At 54.6% G+C, this 22,007-nt stretch carries 19 protein-coding genes and 1 riboswitch; of the genes, 10 read left to right on the top strand and 9 right to left on the bottom strand.

Annotated features, from left to right (window positions below; all coding sequences use genetic code 11):
• Positions 1 to 48 precede the first annotated feature (48 nt).
• The 3 genes from ABD920_RS11360 to ABD920_RS11350 all read left to right on the top strand — a co-directional run bounded on the left by ABD920_RS11360 (position 49) and on the right by ABD920_RS11350 (position 1,827).
• Complete coding sequence (locus tag ABD920_RS11360; RefSeq protein WP_345159089.1) at positions 49 to 225, top strand: hypothetical protein; 177 nt, start codon at positions 49 to 51, stop codon at positions 223 to 225.
• 189 nt (positions 226 to 414) lie between these two features.
• Positions 415 to 948: an AAA family ATPase gene (locus tag ABD920_RS11355; protein ID WP_345159087.1), complete on the top strand. Its 534-nt coding sequence runs from the start codon at positions 415 to 417 to the stop codon at positions 946 to 948.
• Between the two features lie 3 nt (positions 949 to 951).
• Entirely contained in the window at positions 952 to 1,827 is an 876-nt protein-coding gene (locus ABD920_RS11350) for an aldose 1-epimerase family protein (protein ID WP_345159086.1), read from the top strand.
• An 81-nt stretch (positions 1,828 to 1,908) separates the two neighbouring features.
• On the opposite strand, the gene ABD920_RS11345 is transcribed toward ABD920_RS11350, so the two are convergent.
• On the bottom strand, positions 1,909 to 2,157 hold the full coding sequence (locus ABD920_RS11345) for a hypothetical protein (RefSeq protein ID WP_345159085.1): 249 nt from the start codon (positions 2,155 to 2,157) through the stop codon (positions 1,909 to 1,911).
• Positions 2,158 to 2,386: 229 nt separating this feature from the next.
• Positions 2,387 to 2,483, top strand: a riboswitch (TPP riboswitch).
• A gap of 58 nt (positions 2,484 to 2,541) precedes the next feature.
• On the opposite strand from ABD920_RS11345, the gene ABD920_RS11340 reads away from it, so the two are divergent.
• Complete coding sequence (locus ABD920_RS11340) at positions 2,542 to 5,013, top strand: TonB-dependent receptor (RefSeq protein ID WP_345159083.1); 2,472 nt, start codon at positions 2,542 to 2,544, stop codon at positions 5,011 to 5,013.
• A 144-nt stretch (positions 5,014 to 5,157) separates the two neighbouring features.
• Positions 5,158 to 6,336 (top strand): acyl-CoA dehydrogenase family protein, encoded by a 1,179-nt coding sequence (locus ABD920_RS11335; RefSeq protein WP_345159081.1) that lies wholly within the window; start codon positions 5,158 to 5,160, stop codon positions 6,334 to 6,336.
• Between the two features lie 139 nt (positions 6,337 to 6,475).
• Here ABD920_RS11335 and ABD920_RS11330 read toward each other — a convergent pair whose 3' ends face one another.
• Positions 6,476 to 6,973 (bottom strand): phospholipase D-like domain-containing protein, encoded by a 498-nt coding sequence (locus ABD920_RS11330; RefSeq protein ID WP_345159080.1) that lies wholly within the window; start codon positions 6,971 to 6,973, stop codon positions 6,476 to 6,478.
• Between the two features lie 208 nt (positions 6,974 to 7,181).
• Between ABD920_RS11330 and ruvB the strand changes: the two genes are divergently transcribed.
• Together ruvB and queG are read left to right on the top strand one after the other, a co-directional pair.
• A complete protein-coding gene (gene ruvB / locus ABD920_RS11325; protein ID WP_345159078.1) occupies positions 7,182 to 8,228 on the top strand; it encodes a Holliday junction branch migration DNA helicase RuvB in 1,047 nt (348 codons plus the stop codon).
• Positions 8,229 to 8,571: 343 nt separating this feature from the next.
• Positions 8,572 to 9,516 carry a tRNA epoxyqueuosine(34) reductase QueG gene (gene queG, locus ABD920_RS11320; protein WP_345159077.1) on the top strand — a complete coding sequence of 315 codons (945 nt, stop codon included), beginning with the start codon at positions 8,572 to 8,574 and terminating at the stop codon, positions 9,514 to 9,516.
• A 7-nt stretch (positions 9,517 to 9,523) separates the two neighbouring features.
• Here the strand turns inward: queG and ABD920_RS11315 are convergent, their stop codons facing one another.
• The 3 genes from ABD920_RS11315 to ABD920_RS11305 all read right to left on the bottom strand — a co-directional run bounded on the left by ABD920_RS11315 (position 9,524) and on the right by ABD920_RS11305 (position 11,690).
• Positions 9,524 to 9,715 (bottom strand): hypothetical protein, encoded by a 192-nt coding sequence (locus ABD920_RS11315; protein WP_345159076.1) that lies wholly within the window; start codon positions 9,713 to 9,715, stop codon positions 9,524 to 9,526.
• Between the two features lie 424 nt (positions 9,716 to 10,139).
• Complete coding sequence (locus ABD920_RS11310; RefSeq protein ID WP_345159074.1) at positions 10,140 to 10,940, bottom strand: ferritin-like domain-containing protein; 801 nt, start codon at positions 10,938 to 10,940, stop codon at positions 10,140 to 10,142.
• Between the two features lie 18 nt (positions 10,941 to 10,958).
• A complete protein-coding gene (locus ABD920_RS11305; protein WP_345159073.1) occupies positions 10,959 to 11,690 on the bottom strand; it encodes a ferritin-like domain-containing protein in 732 nt (243 codons plus the stop codon).
• 442 nt (positions 11,691 to 12,132) lie between these two features.
• Between ABD920_RS11305 and ABD920_RS11300 the strand changes: the two genes are divergently transcribed.
• Positions 12,133 to 13,575 carry a BatD family protein gene (locus tag ABD920_RS11300; protein WP_345159072.1) on the top strand — a complete coding sequence of 481 codons (1,443 nt, stop codon included), beginning with the start codon at positions 12,133 to 12,135 and terminating at the stop codon, positions 13,573 to 13,575.
• A gap of 2 nt (positions 13,576 to 13,577) precedes the next feature.
• Positions 13,578 to 14,657 carry a chorismate synthase gene (gene aroC, locus ABD920_RS11295; RefSeq protein WP_345159070.1) on the top strand — a complete coding sequence of 360 codons (1,080 nt, stop codon included), beginning with the start codon at positions 13,578 to 13,580 and terminating at the stop codon, positions 14,655 to 14,657.
• 202 nt (positions 14,658 to 14,859) lie between these two features.
• Here aroC and ABD920_RS11290 read toward each other — a convergent pair whose 3' ends face one another.
• The 3 genes from ABD920_RS11290 to ABD920_RS11280 all read right to left on the bottom strand — a co-directional run bounded on the left by ABD920_RS11290 (position 14,860) and on the right by ABD920_RS11280 (position 17,167).
• A complete protein-coding gene (locus ABD920_RS11290) occupies positions 14,860 to 15,342 on the bottom strand; it encodes an ATP-binding cassette domain-containing protein (RefSeq protein ID WP_345159068.1) in 483 nt (160 codons plus the stop codon).
• Complete coding sequence (locus tag ABD920_RS11285) at positions 15,335 to 15,655, bottom strand: hypothetical protein (RefSeq protein ID WP_345159066.1); 321 nt, start codon at positions 15,653 to 15,655, stop codon at positions 15,335 to 15,337. The genes ABD920_RS11290 and ABD920_RS11285 overlap by 8 nt, the downstream gene beginning before the upstream one ends.
• Before the next feature lie 123 nt (positions 15,656 to 15,778).
• Positions 15,779 to 17,167 carry a sodium:proton antiporter gene (locus ABD920_RS11280; protein ID WP_345159064.1) on the bottom strand — a complete coding sequence of 463 codons (1,389 nt, stop codon included), beginning with the start codon at positions 17,165 to 17,167 and terminating at the stop codon, positions 15,779 to 15,781.
• Positions 17,168 to 17,522: 355 nt separating this feature from the next.
• On the opposite strand from ABD920_RS11280, the gene ABD920_RS11275 reads away from it, so the two are divergent.
• Entirely contained in the window at positions 17,523 to 18,134 is a 612-nt protein-coding gene (locus ABD920_RS11275; RefSeq protein ID WP_345159062.1) for a NifU family protein, read from the top strand.
• A 739-nt stretch (positions 18,135 to 18,873) separates the two neighbouring features.
• Here the strand turns inward: ABD920_RS11275 and secDF are convergent.
• Complete coding sequence (gene secDF, locus ABD920_RS11270; RefSeq protein WP_345159061.1) at positions 18,874 to 21,897, bottom strand: protein translocase subunit SecDF; 3,024 nt, start codon at positions 21,895 to 21,897, stop codon at positions 18,874 to 18,876.
• Positions 21,898 to 22,007 lie beyond the last annotated feature (110 nt).

Raw genomic sequence — 22,007 nt, 5'->3', positions numbered from 1 at the left:
CGATCCCGCATTTGGGCGTAGCTTTTTTAACCACCAACCCTGCAGCATATGAGACAACGTAAACTGGAGTTACCTGAAGAGTTGAAGTTTGAGAACCGTTTGAAATGGGGCTACGAGTCTCCTGACGAAAGCCCGAAGCAAGTGCAGTTGAACCAGCATGGCGAGCAGCAACCGAAGGTAGTGGAGGTATATAACTTTTACGACTACAGCTTCTCGAGTAACTGACAACATACGAACAGCGTTAAGCAGAAAGAGGAAGGTGCGCAGGCACCTTCCTCTTTCTGCTTAAACTCTATCCTTTAAGGCGGCTGGATGGAAGTCGATTGGTAGCTGAAAGACGGCTTTCCTATATAATTCCAATACCTGCGGCTTTTATGCTACGTGTTTGTAAAGCATTTTCACGACCTTTGCCCTATGCTGAAAGTCGCCATAACCGGGCCGGAGTCTACGGGCAAGTCTACGCTGTCGGAGCAACTGGCCCGGCACTACGGCACGGTGTGGGTGCCGGAGTACGCCCGGACCTACGTCGGTAACCTGGGGCGGCCCTACACCTTGGCCGATATAGAAGCCATTGCCTGGGGGCAACTGGCCCTGGAGCAGGAGGTACAGCAGCAGGCGAGGCACCTGCTTTTCTCCGACACAGACCTGCTGGTGCTCCGGATATGGAGCGAGCATGCCTTTGGCCACTGCCCCGCCTGGATGCTAGAGAAACTAAAGCATCAGAACTACAACCTTTGCCTGCTGATGGGCGTTGATTTGCCCTGGGAGCCGGACCCACAGCGCGAGCACCCGCACCTGCGCCAGTTCTTCTACGACTGGTACAAGCGGGAACTGCAGGCGCTGGGGGTGCCCTTTGTGGAGATATATGGCCAACGGGAGGAGCGCTTGCAACTGGCCCGCCAGCACGTGGACGCGCTGCTTCAAACTCATCACCTTCTGAACAAATAAACGATGTTATATTTCTTAGAGAACGACCTGTATAAAGTGGGGGTAGAGAGCCTGGGGGCTGAGCTGCAGCACTTCGTGAAGAAAGACGAGGACCTGGAGCTGATCTGGGTCGCCGACCCCGCGGTCTGGGCGGCTCATGCGCCCAACCTGTTCCCGATTGTAGGGGAATTGCCGAACCAGCAGTATACCTACAACGGCAAAACCTACCACATGAAACGCCACGGCTTTGCCCGCCGCAGCGAGTTTAAACTGGTGGAAGAGCACCACGAAAAGCTGGTGTTCGAGCTAACCTCCAGCGAGGAGACGCTGGCGCAGTACCCGTTTAAGTTCAGGCTTCTGATCGCGTACCGGCTGGAGCAGAACGCGCTCTCCGTTACCTACCAGGTCACCAACACCGACCACGAGAAAATGTACTTCGCGGTAGGCGGGCACCCCGGCTTTAACGTGCCCCTGTACCCGAACGAGCGATACGAAGACTATTACCTGGAGTTTGAAAAGGAGGAAACCGCCAGCCGCCACCTGCTGAGCGACCAGGGCCTGCTGAACGGCGACACGGAGCGCCTGCTGGAGCAAACCAACATCCTGCCCCTCGACCGCAGCTTGTTCGACAAGGACGCTGTTGTGCTGGAGCGCCTGAATTCGGAGAAAGTGACGCTGGCGAGCCGTTCCAATCCGCGCCGGCTTGAGATGTCCTTCGAGGGCTTCCCGTACTTTGGGATCTGGGCCAAGCCGGGTCCTGCACCCTATGTTTGCCTGGAGCCCTGGTGCGGCATCGCCAGCAGGGTGGGAGACAGCGGTGAGTTGCAGGAGAAGGAAGGCATGAACGAGCTGCGCCCCGGGCAGATTTTTGAGCGCACGTTTACTGTTACCGTGCTCTAAAACGTACGGTTATATATAACGGGCGCGGCCCCCACTGAATTGATCAATTCAGTGGGGGCCGCGCTCGTTACGGGGCCGCGCTTAATGCAGCGAAGGCTCCGGAAACTTGGGTACTTTGATATTTCTGAAATCGTACTTCGGCTCAAAATCATTCAAGGGCAGTGATATGCCGGGTGGCAGGTCCAGGTCTGGCAAATCGTCGCCAAGCGGCTCGCCTCCGTCATCGTCGTTGTCAGTGGATGGTGGGCGGTTAAATCTCTTGCGCGGAGCGAATGCATAGTAGGCCAGTATGGTTAAAAGGGCTACGGTGTACAAAATGCTGATCATCATCGCGGTATAAGGTTAATACATTCCTGAGTTATGGTGTTTGTGCTACGGCAGAAAGTTCGCGCTCACTGGGCGAACAGCACGCTGCCCCGATAGTTTTTACAACGTACTTTTGCCCTAACTGGTTATCTGTAAAGGCAAATTTTGAGCAGGTGTTCAGCAGCAGCAGCGAAAACCTTTTTGGGGTGCCCTGAATCTTGCTTTGCATCAGAGCCAAAAGCCTCTTATCTTTGAGGGAGTTTAGGGGTGCCTTAATATAACGGGCTGAGATCATACCCATTGAACCTGATCCGGGTAATGCCGGCGAAGGGAAAACACGGTAAGGGAAATTTAACAGGATGCTAACCCCTGGCAGTCCTGTATGTTTCACCAATTCATTTCAAAACAATGCGTAATTTTTTGATTGCAGTGGCAGCTATGCTGTTGCCCTTGCAGCTGCTTGCCCAGTATCAACTGAGCGGGCGCGTAACCAGTGCAGCCCAGGGCGAGGCCCTGGCCGGAGCCAACGTGGTGCTGGAGAACACCGGCACAGGCGTGCCTGCAGGGGCCAACGGCACCTTCTCCTTCCCAAACCTGCCCGCCGGAAACTATACTCTGAGGGTGAGTTACCTCGGTTTCGAGCAGAAGCGGGTAGCGGTGGCCCTCGAGCAGGACACGGAGATAACCGTGGCGCTGCAGCCGCAGGCCCTCCGGGCGAGCGAGGTAGTGGTGCAGGCCACCCGCGCCGACGAGCGCACCGGAACAACCTTCACGAACGTGACCCAGGAGGAGATCGCCGCGCGTAACTTCGGGCAGGACCTGCCTTATTTGCTGGAGCAGGTACCCTCGGTGGTGGTGAACTCTGATGCTGGCGCAGGCGTAGGCTATACCGGCATCCGCATCCGGGGCTCCGACATCACCCGCATCAACGTGACGGTAAACGGCATCCCGATAAATGATGCGGAGAGCCATGGCGTGTTCTTTGTGAACATGCCGGACTTTGCCTCCTCGGTGCAGGACATACAGGTGCAGCGCGGGGTCGGGACCTCTACCAACGGGGCCGGTGCCTTTGGGGCCAGCCTCAACATCCAGACGCAGCAGGTGCGGCGCGAGGCCTATGCCGAAACAGACCACACCTACGGCTCCTTCGACACCTGGCGCAACAACGTGCGCTTCGGCACCGGCCTGATCAACGGAAAGTTCGCCTTCGACGGCCGCCTGTCACGCATTAAATCGGATGGGTATGTAGACCGTGCCTCTTCTGATCTCAAATCCTTCTATTTTTCGGGTGGCTATTACGGCGATAAAACCTCCGTCAAGTTCATCACTTTCTCCGGCAAAGAACAGACCTACCAGGCCTGGTACGGCACGCCCGAGGCGCTGGTATATGGCAACGCCGCCGACCTGCAAGCCTATATAAACCGCAACTATATAGGAGGCGCTGACTCTGCCAACCTCGTCAACTCGGGCCGCCGCTACAACTACTACACCTACGACAACGAGACGGACAATTACCAGCAGGATCACTACCAATTGCACCTGTCGCATGATTTTATGCCGGGCCTGAGCTTTTCGGGTGCGCTGCATTATACCTACGGGCGTGGCTATTATGAACAGTTCCGTGCAGACGATGACCTGGCAGATTATGGCCTGGCAGACGTGATGATCGGCGGCGATACCGTCTCCACCACCGACCTTATCCGCCGCCGCTGGCTTGATAACGACTTCTACGGCGTAACCTATGCATTGCAGTACAACCCGGATAACCGCCTGAACGCCACGCTGGGCGGCGCCTGGAACAGGTATGACGGGCGTCACTTCGGGGAGATTATCTGGGCGCGCTTTGCCTCCACCTCCAACATCCGGGACCATTACTACGACAACGACGGCCAGAAAACCGACTTCAACATCTTTGCGAAGGTGAACTATGGCCTGACGGAGAAGCTGTTTGTGTTCGGCGACCTGCAGTTGCGGAAAGTGAATTACGCTTTCCTTGGCTTCGACCATAACCTGTCCAACATCACGCAGGAGGCAGACTATACCTTCTGGAACCCAAAGGCCGGGGTAACCTATAACCTGCAGCCGGGGCACCAGTTATATGCCTCCTACGCAATAGGGAACCGGGAGCCCGTGCGCGACGATTTCACGGAATCCTCGCCCAGCAGCCGGCCGAAGCATGAAACGCTGCGCAACGTGGAGGCAGGATACCGTGGCCATATGGCCTTAACAGAACTCGCCGGGCAGTCGCTCTCAGCGGACGTGGAGTTGAACTACTTCTATATGAATTACAAAAACCAGCTGGTGCTGACGGGGCAGATCAACGACGTGGGCGCCTACACCCGCACTAACATCGACGACAGCTACCGCCAGGGCGTAGAGTTGGCAGGTGCGCTGCGCTTGGGAGAAGCCGCCACCCTGAGCAGCAACCTTGCCTTCAGCCAGAACAAAATCAGCGACTTCAGAGAGTATATAGACGACTACGGAACGGGAGACCAGGCGCAGAACAACTACAGCGAAACCACGATTGCCTTCTCGCCGAGCTGGGTAACGACGAACCAACTGGAGGTGCAGGTGCTGAAAGGGCTGCAGGCGGCGTTTATATATAAAACCGTGAGCAAGCAGTACCTCGACAACACCGAGAACGACAGCCGCATCATCCCGGCCTACCAGGTAGGCGATCTGCGGTTCCGCTATAAACTCAGCTTCAAAAGCCTACTGAAGGAACTGGAGCTGGGGCTGCTGGTCAACAACGTATTCAATGAGAAATATGCCGCCAACGGCTACACGTTCAGTTATATATATGGCGAGCAGATTACGGAGAACTTTTATTACCCGCAGGCCACGCGCAATTACCTGCTGTCTGTCGGGCTGAAATTTTAGGAGTTTGTTGATTATATATATAGGAAAAGCCTTGCCATCTGGTAAGGCTTTTTTTATGGATTGGCGGCTAATTTGCTAACTTGCTTATATAGATTGTTTCAGTGCTGAACAACAATCCACAACAAACAATAAACAAGCAAGACCATGGCCTACGAATCCGCTGGAGCACCAGACTACTTCAACATCGACGACCTGCTTACCGACGAGCACAAACTCATCCGGCAGACGATGCGCGACTTTGTGAAACGTGAAATCTCTCCCTATATAGAGCAGTGGGCGCAGGAGGCGCATTTTCCATCTGAGATCGTGAAGAAGTTCGGTGACGTAGGCGCTTTCGGCCCGACCATCCCGACGGAGTATGGCGGCGGCGGGATGGATTATATCAGCTACGGCATCATCATGCAGGAGATTGAGCGCGGCGACTCCGGTATGCGCTCCACGGCGTCGGTGCAGGGTTCGCTGGTGATGTATCCGATTTACAAATATGGGTCGGAGGAGCAGCGGAAGAAGTTTCTGCCCAAACTGGCCAGCGGCGAGTGGCTGGGCTGCTTTGGCTTGACGGAACCCGATTACGGATCCAATCCCGGCGGTATGGTCACCAACATCAAAGACATGGGCGACCATTACCTGCTCAACGGGGCCAAGATGTGGATCTCGAACTCGCCGGAATGCCAGGTGGCGGTGGTGTGGGCCAAGAACGAGGAAGGCCGCATCAAAGGTCTGATCGTGGAGCGCGGCATGGAAGGTTTCTCGACTCCGGAGATTCACAACAAATGGAGCCTGCGCGCCAGCACCACTGGCGAGCTGGTGTTCGATAACGTGAAAGTGCCGAAAGAAAACCTGCTGCCCAACATCGACGGCCTGAAAGGCCCGCTCGGCTGCCTCGACTCTGCCCGCTACGGCATCTCGTGGGGTGCTGTCGGGGCCGCCATCGACTGCTACGAATCCGCCCGGAAGTACAGCCTGGAGCGCATCCAGTTCGACAAGCCGATTGGTGCTTTCCAACTGATACAGAAGAAACTGGCCGAAATGCTGACCGAGATCACCAAAGCGCAGTTGCTGACCTGGCGGCTGGGCACCCTCATGAACGAAGGTAAGGCCAGCACGCAGCAGATTTCAATGGCCAAGCGCAACAACGTGGATATGGCCCTGCACGTCGCCCGCGAGGCGCGGCAGATACACGGCGGCATGGGCATCACCGGCGAGTACCCGATCATGCGGCATATGATGAACCTGGAATCCGTGATCACCTACGAAGGAACCCACGACATTCACCTGCTCATCACTGGCGCTGACATCACCGGCATACAAGCGTTCAAGTAGGCGTTTTGTTTGTTATTCGTTTATCGTTTTTCGGGTGGGATATATAGGCACGGAATTATTTTGACTGTTCAGTATATAGGAGCCTCGCAGGTACTCGCGGTGTCCGGAGGTCCCGCAAGCGTCTGGAAGAGAGAATTACTTATAAAGTTTCTTCAAACCCGTCTTTGCCATGGGAGGTGAAGGGCGTCATGCGGTCCCAGAGCTTGTCAAATTCCCTACGGTAATCCTGCACGATGCCGGGGTTGTCGGTAACCAGCACGTTCTCGTGGTTGTACAAGGCGGCGCTGCGGGTCCAGTTGTAGCTGCCGGTCAGCACTTGTGTATCGTCGAAAATAGCGAACTTGTGGTGCATATGGCTACGCGTTTTATCCACCCGCACCTCCAGCCCCTTGGCGGCCAGTTCCCTTATATCGGAGCCTTTGTCATACAGCTTATCATTGTCAGAAATTATTTTTATGCGGATACCGCTGCGGTGGGCACGCACAATGGCATCCGAGATGCGGTCGTCGCTAATGGTAAACACGCAGATCTTAATGGATTGCACAGCTTCATCTATGCCGGTAACAATGGCGTTCAGGCAATCGTCGCCAGGGCTGAAGAAGGCGTGGCTGTTAATTTTTTGCTGGGTTGGGCGCATGGCTTCTAATGTTACAAGTGAAGGTACATGGGATGGAAGAGGTTATATAGTAAAACTTTAAATTGCTAATCAAATTAGATTTATAAAGTTTATATATAAAATAATTAGCAAAAATCAGTAAATTCGTAAACTGAAAGGGAGCAAATCAGCAGCCGCAACTGTTATCTTTCAGTACAGCAGAAGCTGCAGAAAAAGTAGAAGATAGAAGATGAGAGAAGATTATCTCACTGGCGAGAAAGACAACCTGACGCCAGCCGAACGCGACATAGACAAGGCGCTCCGCCCGCTCAGTTTTGCCGATTTTACAGGACAAGCGAAAGTGGTGGAGAACCTGAAAATATTTGTGCTGGCGGCCCGGCGCCGGGGCGAGGCGCTGGACCACGTGCTGCTGCACGGGCCTCCGGGGCTGGGTAAGACCACACTGTCCCACATCATCGCGGCAGAGCTGAACTCGGGTATTAAAATGACCTCCGGTCCGGTGCTCGACAAGCCAAGCGATCTGGCGGGCCTGCTGACGAACCTGGAAGTAAACGACGTGCTTTTTATCGATGAGATCCACCGCCTGAACCCGATCGTGGAGGAGTACCTGTACTCGGCCATGGAGGATTACAAAATTGACATCATGCTGGACTCCGGCCCGAACGCTCGTTCCGTGCAGATCAGCCTGAACCCATTTACGCTGATCGGGGCCACCACGCGCTCCGGCTTGCTGACGGCGCCGCTGCGCGCGCGCTTCAGCATCAACAGCCGCCTGGAATATTATGATTCGGAGCTGCTGACCTCCATCGTGAAGCGTTCGTCTATGCTGCTGGGAGCACCCATCCACGACGACGCGGCCTTTGAGATTGCCCGCCGCAGCCGGGGTACGCCCCGTATCGCCAACAACCTGCTGCGCCGCACCCGCGATTTCGCACAGGTAAAAGGCGACGGAACCATCTCGGTAGATATTGCCAAGTTTGCCCTGCACGCACTCGACGTGGACCACAACGGCCTCGACGATATGGACAAACGCATCCTGCTTTGCATCATAGATAAATACAAAGGCGGCCCGGTGGGAATCTCCACCATCGCGACGGCATGCGGTGAGGAAGCCGAGACGATTGAAGAAGTATATGAGCCGTTCCTGATTCAGGAGGGATATATAAAGCGCACCGCCCGCGGCCGTGAGGCGACAGAGGCAGCGTACAGGCACTTAGGGAAAATCCCGCCGCAGCACGTGGCAGCAGGCGGCTTGTTCGACCAGACTGAAAATTAATAGCTGTTTGTGATTACGTTTATATATAAAAAAGCAGGCTCAAGGCCTGCTTTTTTTGTTGCTGCTTCATTGGGTTGTCTGTTCAAACGCTTGCGGGAGCTACGCACGCCGCAAGCGTTTAGCAAGCGCGGGATGTTGAGATTGAGACATTAGAAGATTGGATTATTTAGATTTATATATAAACCTTATCAGCAGAGACCGAGCATAAACTTCTGCAGACCTCGCGGCGTGCGTAGCTCCCGCGAGCTTCTGGGCTTGCACAAAGTAGCTTATACCGCATACGGATTTATTTTACCTTAATTTTGTTGAAGCAATTGAACGCAGCTGATTTTTACCATTCATTTTGAACAAAGCAACTTACACCCACCTGATCAAGCAGAAGGCCACGGAACTGGGTTTCATGTATTGCGGCATCTCGAAAGCTGATTTTCTGGAGGAGGAAGCGCCACGGCTGGAGCGCTGGCTGAACCAGAACATGCATGGGCAGATGCACTACATGGAGAACCACTTTGACAAGCGCCTGGACCCGCGCCTGCTCGTGGACGGGGCCAAGTCGGTGGTGTCGCTGCTGCTGAACTATTTTCCCGGGGAGGAGAACCAGCAGCCGGAGGAGGGGACCTACAAGATCTCGAAATACGCCTACGGCACCGACTACCACTTTGTCATCAAAGACAAGCTGAAGGAGCTGCTGGAGTATATAAACGAGGAGATTGGGGAAGTAGGCGGCCGCTGCTTTGTAGACTCGGCGCCGGTGCTGGACAAAGCCTGGGCAAAGAAAAGCGGCCTGGGCTGGGTGGGCAAAAACAGCAACCTCATCACCCCGCAGGTCGGCAGCTTCTATTTTATCGCCGAGCTGATCATAGACCTGGAACTAGAGCCGGACGGACCCATCAAAGATTACTGCGGCTCCTGCACGCGCTGCCTCGACGCCTGCCCCACCGGCGCTATCACCGAGCCGTATGTGGTGGATGGCAGCAAATGCATCTCATATTTCACGATTGAACTGAAGGATCAGCTGCCGCAGGAAATGGAGGGGAAGTTCGGGAACTGGGTTTTTGGCTGCGATATATGCCAGGATGTGTGTCCCTGGAACCGCTTCAGCAAACCCCACCGCGAGCCTGCCTTTGCGCCGCACCCCCACCTGAAAGAGATGAAGGCAAGCGACTGGCAGGAACTGACGCAGGAGGTGTTTTCACAATTGTTCAGGAAGTCGGCAGTGAAGCGCACCGGCTACAAGGGCTTGTTGCGGAACATCCAGTTTGTGGAGCAGCGGCCTGAAAACAAGTAAGCGGCGCCTACGCCTGCGATCTGGTGAAGACCTTGTTCAGGATAAGGAGGTACATTCCTGAGAACTGATCATAGCACCACTGCTTTAGTTGCTGTAGCTCTTCCGCTGCCAACACTTTGAATGCTTTTCTTAATTCCTTCTCAAACAGCATCTTATCGAAACTCACTTTCAATAAAATTGTCTTAATGTACTCTAACATCTTCTTGTGATACACTTTGATGGTTAACGGTATATCTTTTATACGTTGCAAAGTTATCAAAGTAAGTAGTCACTTACAAATTTATGTAAGATTTTTTAGATTAGATATGGTAAGTTGTTGTTTAGGAATGCTTTATCGATTGATAACAGTTGTTATATACGAAATAGACCGGTGAGTATTGTTATCGATAATGAGACTGAACAGGGTTGTTGATCCCATGGGAGATCATTCTCCTGTAAGGAGCCTTAGAAGGATGAGAGGCAAGGGCGCCAGTGCTACAACAGAAACTGTAAACTTCCATCCCAAAACCAGGCTTTCCTAAACTAATTCATGTGGCTTTATATCTACAGTTGATCATCCATATATAAATAAAGCCACCAGATGGCGGCTTTATTTATATATGCATGTATTGGTGGTGTTGGCTCTATGCGATAAAAAGTGAGGCGATGTTCAAGACTGCCTCCTTCGAAAGCGGCTCGTCAAAAGCCTCGGTTACGCTGGCGGCGGCAACACCGGAAACGGCGGCCACATCTATGCCGGCCTGCATGGTCTCGGCCTCCCCGTCATATACCGCCTGTGTAGGCACCGGCATGCCTGCACCGCGCTCGTCGTTCGTGATCCAGCCTTTCAGTCCGCGTATTCTGCGCACAATAGCGGCATGGCGCGCCTCTACGGCATGTATTTGCAAAGCAGCGGTCAGCACTTCATTGCTGCCCACCAGATTGGCAGCCTGTCCTTTGTAGGCACGCACGCCGGTGTCTTCAAACGCCTGCGAGAGTGCCAGGTAAGTTTGCGGGTTCGAGTTCCAGTCAGGGAACGCGCCGCCAGCTGAGAAATCGAACGTGGGCTTGTCTACCGGCGTGGCGCCGAGGCTTGTGAGCGCGCTCTTCAGAAACGCCACGTGCGCCACCTCATGGTCGCGGACATCCTCGAAAAACGCCCTGTTCTCGCTCGCAATGGCGCCGCTTGCCGCTAAACCCTGCATATAAAAATCAGCCTCCAGGTACTCCAGTGTAAGGGCGTAGTTCAGCACGTCCGCAATGCCGTTGCTCGACTGGCCGTAGGCTTTTTTAAACATGGAGCCCATGGCAATGGGCACTGCTGCCAGCGCTACTTTTTTACCGAAACTGCCGAAGCTGCTGAATGCCTGGCGGCGGGAAGCAAGGCGGTCATATACCTCGCCGTCCACTTTCTCTATATCCTGTATAATTTTAAATATATTCATATCCTTATCTCCTGTTGCTTATTTAGGTAAGTTGCTGAAGTTGATTTCTGTTGCGATGAAAGCGGATGCGGCGCCCAGTACCTCTGTCGGCGACATAGCTCTGTCTAAGCCGTTTGCGTCTATCATCTCGGCGCCGTACGCCCTGGTGTTGTTGCTGATCAGGTCGTGGATGGCGGCTGCGTGCCTCGCCTCCACTGATACAATCTTACCTGCCAGCAGGAGATAGTCCAGGCCTGCGCCTGTGTCTGTGAACAGCTTACCGGCTCCGTTATATGCGGCAACTCCCAAATCCTCGAACGTTTTGGCTGTCTGCAGCACGCTGTTCTTGTCCTTAAAGTTGATGGCGCTGAAATCTACCTCCAGGGCCGGGATAGCGTTGGAGCCCAGCGCCTTCTTGAAGAAATCGCGGTGCGCCACCTCATGGGCTTTCAGGTCCTGCATCACCATCATCTCGTCAGCAGAAAGCGCCGAAGCCGACTCTGCTACCACGGCGGTATAGAACGCCGCTTCCAGTTGCTCCAAAGCATAGGCGTAATTCAGGATCCCTACGTCGCCGGAACCCAGGTCCACGGCTTCTTCGTTCATGGGCGGGGTTACCTCGTCGTCATCGTCGCAGGAGGTGGTGAGCAAAAGTGTCGTGGCCGCTGCCGTGGCACCAGCATATCGGAAAAACGTGCGCCGCTGCATGGAGCCTCCCAGTGATTTCATCAGCCCTCCTGCTTTCTCTTCAGGCTTTGTCTGTTCTGTCATAATTTTACTGTTTTAGATGGATAATAATCATTTCGGCTGGCAAGCCTCGGAAACCATAGACCAGGGCACCAGTTTCTTTTTGATTGTAGCTGACCTACGGCGGTGCTTCCGGAGCGGATTTGGGCGGCTGCAAAAAAAATAAGGGTGGCGCAACATCGTTATATATGGGCAGGAGCTTTTGTGCCGGGGAAAGCCCACTGGAAATAAACTGACCTGCAGAAGCGGCATGATAGTTACATATTAATCTTGACGTGGATGTGAAGTTGCGGGGCATGGATGTCCTGCATCAAAGGGAACTCTGTACAGCCTGATTTGCGCGGCTTTGCAGCCATTTCCTTCGCCACGCCTGGGCTCCTGCTCCCGGCATTGCAGCTGCGCCTTTATATATTTATTATATTTGCTTTGTGCAAAGCATCCCTTTGTCTGTCCCGAACTCTTTGCTATGCGGTTTTTTGCTCTTGTTTTCCTGTTTTGTGTTGCGCTTGTTGTGCCTGCCCTGGCCCAGAAGATCGGCATTGAGTTAGGCAAGAGCCCGCTGCCCATCAACCAGTACTATACCATCTCCATCAAGCTGCAGGACCAGCCCCTGAAAGAGTACACCCCCTTCCCGGAGATAGAGGGTTTTAAGAAAAGCAACAGGTACTCCTCCACCAAAACCATCATCACGGGCGGCAAAACAACCACCGTGCTGACTGTTGTGCAGAATTATGCGGCCCTGGAGGAGGGGGAGTATGCCGTGCGGCCTTTCTCGATGAAAGTGAACGGGCAGATGGTGCAGTCGCAGGGGATGGCGATAAAAGTCACGCCCATGCAGGCCAATGCGCCCCAGGCCCTGAACCTGCCGAACCTGATCCTGGAGAACGATGACGCCCCCCCCGTGGAAGACGAGCCGGAGTTCATTGACAAGGAGGACAATGCCTTCATGACGATCTACACAAATAAAAAAGAGGTGTTTGTGGGGGAGGGTGTGAACGTGGTGCTGTATTTTTACCTGGCGGAGGCCGATCAGCCCCTGCTCGACTTTCATGATTTCGCCAACCAGCTGTCGGGTATCCTGAAGCAGATGAAGCAGCCGCACACCTGGGAGGAGACGTTTGACTATACCGAGATCACGCCTGAAAACGTGGTGGTGCAGGGCGAGCCTTACCTGCGGTTTAAGCTATATGAGGCCGTGCTCTTCCCGCTTAACCTGGAGCCGCTCCACTTTCCGCAGCTGAAGCTGCAGATGATCAAGTACAAGGTGGCCAAGAACCCGAGCCTGCTGACACAGGACCGGCAGGAGGGTTACAAGATGTTCTACTCGCGGGAGCGGGTGATACCCGTGAAAGAGCTGCCGCCGCACCCGCTGCGCGACGTGGTGCCCGTGGGGGATTACCGGCTGCGCGAAAGCCTGTCGAAGAAAAATATAGCTGTAAACAAGAGTTTTACTTATCTTTTCGAGGTGGAAGGGGAGGGGAACCTGGCGGCCATTATGCCGCCTGTGCCGGAAGTGCCGCCAGGGCTGGAGTTTTACCCGCCCAATGTGCGGCAGGATATAACCAAGCGCGCAGGCCGTGTGGTGGGTTCCAAATCGTTTGCCTACGCTGTGCTGCCGCGCCAGCCCGGGCACTACGACATGCGCGGAACGCTGCACTGGGTCTACTTTAACCCCACCACGGCAGCCTACGACACCCTGCGACCGTCGCTGCGGGTGCAGGTGACCGGCCGAAGCGCCAACAGCAATGGCGTAGCATTAACCAGAGACTTGGGATCATTTTATAATATCATCGAAAACGAAGACAACACGCTGGTGAACATGCACCTTCTCGACGAGATAAAGCGCTACACCAACATGATCCTGCTGGTGCTGCTGGCGGTGTCTGCCTTTGTTTTCCTAAAGAAATAGATATGAGCAATACCTACGGAAAGCTTTTCCGCATCACAACATTCGGCGAGTCGCATGGGGCGGCTGTGGGCGTTATCGTAGATGGCTGCCCGGCCGGGCTGGACATCAGCGCCGCTGAGATCCAGCACGCCCTGGACCGCCGCCGCCCGGGCCAGTCCGCCATCACGACGCCGCGCCAGGAAGAAGACAAAGTAACGATCCTCTCCGGGGTGTTCGAGGACAAGACGCAGGGCACGCCCATCGCCATGGTCGTGAACAACAAAGACCAGCACAGCCACGACTACAGCCATATACAGCACGCTTTCAGGCCCTCGCACGCCGACTACACCTACACCGCCAAATACGGCACCCGCGATTACCGCGGGGGCGGGCGCAGCTCGGCACGCGAAACGGTAGCCCGTGTGGCCGCAGGCGCCCTGGCAGCCAAACTGCTGCAGAAGCATGGCATCACGGTGCGGGCCTATGTCTCGCAGGTGGGCAAAATCAAACTGGCCAAGCCCTACACGGAGCTCGACCTGGACCAGATAGACGCCAACATTGTGCGCTGCCCCGACGGCTCCACGGCAGCCCGCATGATCGGGCTGATCGAGGACGCCCGCGACAGCCTCGACACCATCGGCGGTGTGGTGAGCTGCGTGATCCAGGGCGTGCCGGCCGGTTTGGGCGAGCCTGTGTTTGATAAGCTGCACGCCGAGCTAGGCAAGGCCATGCTGAGCATCAACGCCGTGAAGGGCTTTGAGTACGGGAGCGGTTTCGAAGGCGTGAAGATGCGCGGCTCGGAGCACAACGACGAGTTCTATACGGACGACGAGGGCAAGATCCGCACCCGGACCAATTACTCCGGCGGCATACAGGGCGGCATCAGCAACGGCCAGGACATCTACTTCAATGTGGCTTTTAAGCCGGTGGCCACTATCCTGCAGCCGCAGCAAACCATCAACGACGCAGGCGAAGACATCACCCTGAAAGGCAAGGGCCGCCACGACCCCTGCGTGCTGCCGCGCGCCGTGCCGATCGTGGACGCCATGGCCGCGCTGGTAGTAGCCGACTTTATGATGCGCCAGCAGGCCAGTAAATTATAACTTATTTTTCCGCAGCAGTGCCTGCAGGCATATAGCCCCGGTCGATGAGTTCGTCCGGATGTGTAATAAGCCTGCAGGCGCCGTCTGCCAACAGGATCAGCCGGTTGCTTACCCGGAGCACCGCCCGGTAATCGTGGTCGGTGATAAGGAACCCTTTGGTGGGCAGGTGGCTTCGGAGCAGCTCCTCAATCTGTTCTACATATTAGGGCTCCACCCCCGAGAAAGGCTCATCCAGCAGCAGGAACTTCACGTCGAGCTGCAGCAGCAGGAGCAACTCAAAATACCGCAGCTCCCCCTTTGACAGTTCATCAGCGCGTTTGGAAAGGTGCTGCCGTATCCGGCTATCACTTTCTATCTTTGCTTGCTTGTCCTTCTGCGGGAGGTAAAGGCGTGAGATGGCGGAGAGCGTCAGATTCTTTGGCAGGAAATCACGCTGCGGCAGGTAAGCGAGCAGGTTCGCGTGCCGGTATGGCTTTTGGTATACCGCGCCGTCTATGGCAATGTGCTTGTTATCCGTGTGTTTGGTGCCGAAGATGATTTTCAGCAAAGTCGTTTTCCCGCAGCCATTCCGCCCCAGCAGGCCTACAATTTCCCCTGTTTCGCACTTCAGGTACACATCGCTCAGTAGCCTCCTCTCCCCAATGGCGTACAGCACACTGTCCACCTCCAGTATATGCCTAACCATGCAGCAGGATGGCTCTAAGCAGATACAAAAGAACAACCAGCAGCAGGTTTGCCACCAGAGCGGCTACGGCCAGCTGCACCCTGCCCAGCCCCTGGTTATGGTAAAAGTAATATTGCCCGCTGTAGCGCTGCTCATATAGGTACAGGGCGACCAGGAAGTCCCCCGTGGTGAGGAACAGGCTAAACGTGTTCATCAACCCGATGGCCCCGTTCTCCCGAAGCGGGATGGAGAGCGTGGCCACCAGCAGCGAAAAGGGCAGGTTAAAGCTGAGGATGCTTCTGTAATAGTGGGAAAGCAGCTTTAGCTTTGTCATTTAGGCCGGTTCGGGTGCTATACGGAAGGTAGGTATAATTTTGGAAAACGCCTAAACCCAAAGCGCCACCCTTTTCAGAGGGTGGCGCTTTGGGTTCGCATCAGGTTTATATAGGCTGGGCCATTAAAACAGCCGCAGGTGCACCACCAGGAACCAGATCAGAATAAGGGCCGGCAGCAGGAACGGAATCGAGTAACGGATGATGTAAGCGAAGAAAGAAGGCATCCTGATACCCGCGCTTTCCGCAATCGCTTTCACCATAAAATTAGGGCCGTTGCCTATATAGGTGAAAGCGCCGAAAAGCACAGCCGCCAGGGAGATGGCTTCTAACTGAACCAGGGTTTCCAGGCCAGGTGCGCCGGTGCCCGTGGCAAATTGCCGCACGTCTACCGGCATGTTCTGCGCCATATCGTACTTGGCCATGGCCAGCGACAGGAAGTTGGCATAGGTCGGGGCGTTATCCAGGAAGCCGGAAAGAGAGCCCGTTGCCCAGTACAGGAAGTTTGGTGTGATGAACTGCGCGTACTCCGGCGCCGAGGCAATGGCGGCGGAAAGCTGCAGGGCGGGCATCATGGTGAAGAAGATACCGAAGAACAGGAATACCACTTCCAGGATCGGGTGGAAATTGAACTGGTTTCCTGCCAGCGCAGTCTTGCTGGAGTAGCGGAAGCACATGAAGGCCGCCGCCAGCTGAATAATCTCACGCAGGTAAGAGATCTTGCCCCCGTCATACGGAATGTGCGGCAGCCCCTCCACCACATTGGGGTCCAGGAAAACAGCGCCGATGATTATGCCCAGCCAGAAAAGGTTGCGCTTCCCACTGACGTAAAACTCTGTTTTCTCCCTGTTTTTCGCCACCACTTCCGCCTTGGGTTTGTAATTTTCCTTGTTACGCCTGTCCAGCACATAGAAAATAACGCAAAGGACAAGGATGGAGAGCATCCAGGGGACGAACAGATGCTGCAGCGTCCAGAAAAACGGCACCCCTTTCAGAAAACCGATGAACAGCGGCGGGTCACCGAGCGGCGTGAGCAACCCGCCGGCGTTACTCACAATAAAGATGAAGAAGATGATCTGGTACGGTTTGATGCGGTGCACGTTCAGGCGGATGAACGGGCGGATGAGGAGCAGCGAGGCTCCCGTGGTGCCCACAAAGTTGGCCAGCACAGCCCCTATAGCCACCAGTGCCACGTTCATCAGCGGTGTGGCATTTGCGTTGATGTTGATATATATGCCCCCGGCGGCTATATAGAGCGAACTTAGCAGCACGGCGAAAGTAATGTATTCCGCTGCGGTATGCACGGGCATATGATAATCCTGAAGCGCAAACAGGTAGTAGGCGAGCACGGTCAGACCAAGTGTAACGGCTACAGTTTTGTAATTGTGCTCCCAGAAATGGCCAAAGAAGATCGGGCCGGCGGCAATCATCCCGATGAGGAGCAGGAAAGGGATAATGAGGAAAACCGGAAGCGCATGCTGGGCCTGCGCCAGCAGAATAAAGTTGGTTAGCATGTTTGGAAATGTGCGGTGTTACGTCAGTTCGAATTTGCTTGCAGCGCAAAGATACGTTTTCTGAGGTAAATAGCTATTGAATACAGGCGCTTACACGCGTGCGGCTGTTGTCCCGGGGTGGCATAACAGGAAGGGCGGGCAAGCCAAAAACCACCTGGCGGAAGTGCAGCTCATTGGGCGGGGCAGTAAACGGAAACGGTAAAAATCATTGTGTGCCTGACCGGGAGTGGCTGGCAGAGGAGAATGCCCATTCCTGCTGCGGCCATATTCGCGCATTGCTACTTCTCAGAAATATTAGTTAATTTTGGAAACTTTCGGATATAACCTTAGGTTTTAACACTAAACAAGGAATCTCATGATAGAAAATAAAGAAAAAGTAGTTTCTGTGTACGCGGAAGCTAACCCAAACCCGGAGTCAATGAAGTTTGTGATGAACGTGCAGCTGCTGCCCGACGGCCAGAGCGTGGATTATCCCAACCTGGAGAGCGCTATGGAGTCGCCGCTGGCACAGGAGCTGTTCAACTTCGACTATGTTTCGCGCGTGTTCATCGCCAGTAACTTCGTGACGGTTACCAAAAACTCAGACCTCGAGTGGAGCAAGCTGATCCCGGAACTGCGCACCTTCCTCAAGTCTTACGTGGAGTCAGGCGGCCCTGCCTTCAACGAGGGCTTCACGGCCAGCAAACCGGAGACCACCGCCACGAACGGCGAGGCCTCCGCAGAAGACGCCGAGATCTCTAAAAAGGTAATCGACCTGCTAGAGAACTATGTGCGCCCTGCAGTGGAGCAGGATGGCGGTAACATCACCTTTAAGTCGTACCACGATGGTGTCGTGACGGTATTCCTGCAGGGGTCCTGCAGCGGTTGCCCATCGGCCACCGTTACACTGAAGGCCGGTATCGAAAACCTGCTGAAGCGCATGGTGCCTGAGGTAAAAGAGGTGGTAGCGGATGGCGTGACGATCTAAGTATCTACCTATATAGCATATTATATAGCAGGAAGCCAGCCTCTTACGGGGCTGGCTTCTTTATATATAGCTGTATGCCGGTGAAGGCTTGGAGAGCATCGGCATAAGCATGCGACCAGAATTAATTTACTTTCTTTTGTCAACCTGAAAGGATCTTGTGGGCAAGCCGCATTAGCTTAACCTCCATTCTACTAAGGTTCTTCCAGAATGACAGTTATTTTTTATGCTTTACTAATTCCGTTCCCACACATATAGTAAATTAACAGAGGGAGTTTATCATGCTAACGTAAACTTGGGAACTAAATTTAGCGCAATTCGCAGATATAATGATCTTTATGCAAAAGAATATATAATGCGTTGCTGGCACAAAGCGACACTTTTTCCAGTTTTTCCTTGAGGTGCCGGGGGTAGGGGCCCTCTATTTGTAAGTGATGTGGTGCCGAACGAAGTGAGGCAGCCCGCAGCGGAGCGAATAGAGGGCCCCTACCCCCGGCAGCTTCACTTACACAGCGCCGAGGGGGGAAACGAGGCCTCTCGGCCTGAGAGCACCACACTTAGCTATAGAATATGAAAGTTGTGAAGCCGGAGGGGTGGACAATTGTTAGAAGCTTAGGCAGAACAATTCCCCAGTCCACGTTCATGCTAAGAAATTGCCGGGCTATATATAGCCAAGACACCTTACATCATAAAAAAGCCCGAAGCAACTGCTCCGGGCTTTTCTGTTTTTATATATGGTTTATTAACGGGCCGAACGCGCTACCTGCGGTGCGGCAACAGGCGCTTCCTCATCCCGGATGGTGTCCACTACGATTGGCGTAGCAATGAACAGGGAAGAGTACGTGCCGAACATCACACCGATGATCATGGCCAGGGAGAAGCCGCGAAGCACTTCACCACCGAAAATGAACAGGATCACGACCACCAGGAACAGCGTCAGGGACGTGATGATGGTACGGCTGAAAGTGCTGATCAGGGCCGGGTTCACAACCTCTCTCACGCGCGAACGCGGGTTGTCGTGCATGTACTCACGCACACGGTCGAAGATCACCACGGTGTCGTTGATAGAGAAACCGATGATGGTCAACACCGCCGCGATAAATACCTGGTCAATTTCGTACGAGATGCCGAACAGGTCCAGGATAGAGAACACCGCGATAATCATGAGGGCGTCGTGCAGCAAGGCCACCACACCACCCAGCGAGAACTGCCACTTGCGGAAGCGTAGCATTACATACAGGAAGATTCCCACCAGCGCCAGCAGCATCGCGATCAGGGCCGTGTTCTGAATATCGTCGGCCATGGTAGCACCTACCTTAGAAGAACTCAGCACCTCCGGAGACAGGTTGTTATACTCCTGCAAGCCGGTCATCATGGCGGCTTTCACCTGCTCATCGGCCTGTATGCTTTCGTCGTCTGCCAGCCAGCTTGTCGTGATCTTCAGTCGGTTAGGCGAGTCATAGGTCTTCACCTCTGTGCCTGCCTCCTTGAAGTCGTCTACCAACGCGGTGCGGACATCAGATGCCGGTACAGCCTGGTCAAACTCTACTACATAAGAACGGCCCCCTTTGAAGTCAACACCCAGGTTAGGGCCGCCGTTGATGTACATCGCTACAAAGCCAAAGGCCAGGATGGCCAGCGAGAAGGCATATGCAGGTTTTCTGTACTTCATCACGTCAAATGTAATGTTCCGGAACATCTTATCCGCCAGTGAGGTGGAGAAAGCCAGCCTGCCGCCTTTCTTGAACGTATTCTCAACAAACAGCCTGGAGATAAACACGGATGTAAAGAAAGACGTCACAATACCGATCATCAGCGTAATGGCAAAGCCTTTTACAGGGCCGGAGCCGAAGAAGTAAAGAATAAAGCCAACGAGGAAAGTGGTCACGTTCGCATCCAAGATCGTGCTGAAGGCCTTTTCATACCCTTTGTTGATAACCTCGCGCATACTCAGGCCTTTGGCGGCCTCCTCGCGCATACGCTCAAAAATAAGCACGTTCGCGTCCACGGCCATACCCAGCGTGAGCACGATACCGGCGATACCGGGCAGGGTAAGGGCAGCACTAAACTGTGCCAGTACACCCAGAATAAAGAACACGTTGAAAAGGAGGGCCAGGTCAGCAATAAAACCGCCGCGGCTGTAGTAGGCAATCATGAAGATCACGACAATTCCAAATCCAGCCAGTGTAGAGATTAGGCCCTGGTTGATAGCTTCCTGTCCCAAGGATGGACCCACTACGGCTTCTTCCACGATACGGGTAGGGGCCGGCATTTTACCTGCCTTCAGGATGTTCGCCAGGTCCTGGGCTTCCTCCACGGTGAAGTTACCGGAGATGGAGGAACTACCGCCCGTTATCTCACCTTGCACCACCGGGGCCGAGTACACATAATCATCCAGTACGATGGCTACCTGGCGGCCTACGTTGTCACCTGTCAGGCGGGCCCATTTCTTGGCGCCGGTCGGGTTCATCGTCATGCTGATCTCAGGGCGGCCTGTCTGGTCAAAGTCCTGGCGGGCGTCGTTTATCACATCACCCGTCATCGGGGCATTTCCACCGCGTCCTTTTTTGATCGCGTAGAACTCCACAAACTCCTGGCGGTTCTCACCGGCAACAGGCTTCACGCCCCACAGGAACTTCATGTTCGGAGGGAAAATGGCGCGCACCTCAGGACGGCTGAAGATGTCGTTGATTTTAGCCGTGTCGCGCACGTTGGCACCGATGCCGCTTGGCATCTGTGTGAACAGGCTGGCCAGCACGCCTGTTTGCGGTGCGGCGGCACTGTCGAGCGCAGTTGCGTTGGTGTCGGCTGGGGTGGCGGCGGCAATGGTTGCCGAGTCGCCTGCAGCGGTAGAGTCGCCGGTGGCGGCCTGAGCCAGCACATCCTGGTCAGCCTCCTGTACGGTGGCTTGCTTGGCGGCGGCAGAGGCAAGCGCGTCCTGTTCGTTATCGGCGGTGTTGCCGGCGGCCAGGTTCAGTTTGCCGGCCTGCTGCTGCTTGTCCAGGTACTGGCCAAGTTGCATAAAGTACGGGCTGAATTCCTGTGGCGACCACACTTCCCAGAACTCCAGGTTTGCCATACCCTGCAACAGGTTGCGTACGCGGTCAGGGTTGTCGATACCGGGCAACTCGATCTGGATGCGGCCGGTGCCTTTCAGGCGCTGTATGTTTGGCTGGTTCACGCCGAACTTGTCGATTCGGGTGCGCAGGATGTTGAAAGAGCGGTCAATGGCGTCTTCCACTTCGGCCTCAATCACCTCCACCACTTCTTCGTTGGAAGACTCGTAGCTGATTTTGCCACGGTTGGCGGTGTTGGAGAAGATGCGGCTCAGGCGGCCATTCGGCTCAATCTCGCGGTAAGCCTCCGCGAAAAGCGTGGTAAAGCTCTCCTGGCTGTTTTTCTGCAGTTCCTGCGCGCGGTCCAGCGCCTTCAGGAAGTTCGGGTCTTTGCTGTTGCCCGACATCGAGCGGATGATCTCTACAGGAGAAACCTCCAGCACCACGTGCATCCCGCCTTTCAGGTCGAGGCCAAGGCCCAACTCGTTCTCTTTTACTTCCTGGTAGGTCATGCCCATATACACAGGCTCTTTCCAGATCGAATCGAGGTAGCTTTGCAGTTTTTGTTGGTTTACGTTGCCCTGTGCATCCGTGGCATATAGCTCAGCCTTGTTCTGCACACTGCGGGCAACAAAGGAGAATGACAGGTAGTAGAGGCAAAGCGCCGATACAATCACTGTCAGAACGATGATTAACGTTTTGTTCCGCATTGTTATTTAATAATAGAAAATAGGTATATATGAAATCGTAAAAGCTATGGTTTTCTCCCGGCTATATATCCAAAATGTAAACAGGACGGAATGCGTTCCGTGAGCGGCAG

Source organism: Pontibacter saemangeumensis, assembly GCF_039541895.1.
Taxonomy (GTDB): Bacteria; Bacteroidota; Bacteroidia; order Cytophagales; family Hymenobacteraceae; genus Pontibacter; species Pontibacter saemangeumensis.
Note: the sequence above shows the minus strand (reverse complement) of the source record. Positions and strands in the feature narration are given on the sequence as shown.